This is a genomic window from Pseudoroseomonas cervicalis ATCC 49957 (genome assembly GCF_000164635.1).
Classification (GTDB): domain Bacteria; phylum Pseudomonadota; class Alphaproteobacteria; order Acetobacterales; family Acetobacteraceae; genus Pseudoroseomonas; species Pseudoroseomonas cervicalis.
In genome coordinates, this window is sequence record NZ_GG770779.1 from 214,099 (window position 1) to 216,529 (window position 2,431).

Here is a 2,431-nt window from a genome sequence, read left to right on the forward strand (position 1 = left end):
CTGCGCCGCGCCGGGCTGGTCTGCTCGGCCAAGGCGAAGCGGCTGCGCGCCGAGGGGCTGGGCGCCCAGCTGCACGGCGCCGATGAGGAGGTGGTGAACTGGTTCCTGCGCCGCTGGCCGGATATCCGCGCCTCCGACGCGCTGGAGGTCTGCGCCACCGAATATGCCTGCCAGGGGCTGGAGCTGGATCTGGTCGGCCTGGCCTGGGGCGGCGACTTTGTTCGTGCCGGCGATCGCTGGCAGGCGCGGCGCTTGTCCGGCGCGCGCTGGAATGTGGTGGGGCAGGCGGAGACACGCCGGCATCTCCGCAACACCTATCGCGTGCTGCTGACCCGCGCCCGCTATGAGACGCTGATCCTGGTGCCGCGCGGCGACCCGCAGGATGAAACCCGCCCACCGGCCGAGGCCGAGGCGCTCGCCGAGTATCTGCTCGCCTGCGGCGTCCCCCTCCTCGGGAACGACGAGGCGGCGGGGGCCAAGGCGGAAGCCCGTCTGCTCTAGGCGCACTCCGGCCACCGCCATGCCCCCGTTCCGCCTCCCGCTCCCCCGCGCGGGCGCGGCCGCCGGAAGCATGTCCCGCCGCTGGCCGTGTTCCTCTCCCGGACGCAGCGCGCGGGGCGGGGGAGCGCACGGCATGGCCAGGGCGGTGGCCGGCCTCGTCCGGGCGCGCCCTGGGCGTGGCAGGGCGAAGCGCGTCCCTGGCAGGCCCGGTGCTGGCCTCCACCGGCCGGCACCGAGGGCGCGACCCTGCCGCGCGCCGGGCCCGGCCGCAATTCAATTCGGTTGCGAATCATGATGCTGCGCTGCAAGATCGCCCGCGTCATCAGCGCAGGACGATGCCATGCCGATCTCCAACATCGCGGGGTATGCCGAGGCTGAGCGCGCTTTGGTGGGGCCCGCCTTGCGGATGCTCCGCGGCCGCAACACCGCCCTGGATTCCTGGTTCTATGACGTCGGCTGCCTGACAGCGGGAGAAAGCCTGATCCTCGGCGCGGACTCCAATCCCGAGGGCAGCGTGCTGCTGGTGCAGCCCGCCCGCGCGGCCGAGGTGGGGGTCGAGCGGTTTCGCACCGTCGCCGGCTTCCTGGCCCAGGCGCGGGAGCGCACCACCGCGGTCGTCCTGGCCGGTGTTGGCAGCTCGGCGCTGGGAACCGCGGCGCTGGCCCGCAATGTCGCGGACGCCCTCGGCGCGCCGGTGGCCGGGATCGTGTCCGGCTATGGCGCGGCCGACCTGTTCGGCGAGGCGGTCGGCGGCTGGTTCGGCTTTGGCGCCGCCAACCAGGCGCGCCAGACGGCCGACAGGATTCTGGACCGCTTCGCGCCCTTCCTGAGTTCGATGGACGAAACGCCAGGCCGGGGCGCCTTCGGGAAAGGCGGCGCCTCCAGCTCGGGCTATGTCGAGGGGGCTCCCGACAGCGAGGCCCTGCTGGGCCTGCTGGGCGATCCGGCCTTCGAGCCGCGGCTGCTGGTGGGCCACAGCAAGGGCTGCCTGAGCATCGCCAATGCCCTCTACGGCTTGCGGAGCGTCGATGCGGCACGCTTCGCGCGGGTCGCGCCCCGCCTGGCTGTCGCCACCTTCGGCGCCGTGGTGCACCTGCCGAGCCAGATGCCCCGGGTGAGGCAGTTCCTCGGAGAGATCGACGGCTTTGGCGGCATGAACTCACGGCGGCATGAGGCGCATATCGTGGTCCCCGGGGCCTGGCACCATCTCAACACGATGTTGCCGGGCCATGTCTCGGTTCGCCTGCAGCTGGCCGCCGTGCTGCCGGAGCTGCTGGGTGCCGCTGCCGCGAGGGACATCAGGGGCCTGGCGATGAACGCGACCTGACCTTACGCGCGCCCCGGATGGCATGAGGTCGGCGCCGATCCGGCGCACCGCACTGTCACATCGCGGCCACGGCGCGGGGCGGAGAGAGGGGGCGGTCGTCCTTTCTCCATCCCTTTCCTTTCATTCCAATTATTTGCCGTGCTAGCCTCAGTCACCCGCTCAGCAACAGAGTGACCGAGGCCGATGCCGCGCGCCTATGCCGACCGAAATTCCAGCCCCGCCCCCAATTCCGGCGGACGTCTTGCCGAGGGCGCGCGCCGCTTCGCCTCCCCGGCGATGAAGGCCGCCCTGGCCCGCCGCGGCGCCGAGCTGGCGGGGCTGGTGCTGGGGCTGGTCGGGCTGGCGCTGCTGGTCGCGCTGGTCAGCTACAACCCGGACGATCCCTCCTTCTCCAAGGCCACCAGCGCCCTGCCCACCAACCTGGCCGGGCCGCTCGGCGCCGTGGTGTCGGACCTGCTGCTGCAGGGCTTCGGCTGGGCGGCGCTGCTGCCGGTGGGCGTCGCGCTGGGCTGGGCCTGGCGGCTGGCGACGCAGAAGGGGCTGGCCCCCTTCCCCTGGCGGCTGGCCGCCGTGGTGGTGGCGCTGCCCATGCTCGCCGCCGCG

3 protein-coding genes are annotated in these 2,431 nt (G+C 73.0%); all 3 read left to right on the top strand.

What is annotated here, in order from left to right; all coding sequences use genetic code 11:
- Positions 1–501: DNA/RNA helicase domain-containing protein (locus HMPREF0731_RS12300; protein WP_007004466.1), on the top strand; the 501-nt coding region annotated here is incomplete at its 5' end.
- A 340-nt stretch (positions 502–841) separates the two neighbouring features.
- Positions 842–1,828, top strand: a complete 987-nt coding sequence (locus HMPREF0731_RS12305) for a hypothetical protein (protein ID WP_007004467.1) — start codon at positions 842–844, stop codon at positions 1,826–1,828.
- 183 nt (positions 1,829–2,011) lie between these two features.
- The coding region (locus HMPREF0731_RS12310) for a DNA translocase FtsK 4TM domain-containing protein (protein WP_007004468.1) at positions 2,012–2,431 on the top strand (420 nt) is incomplete at its 3' end.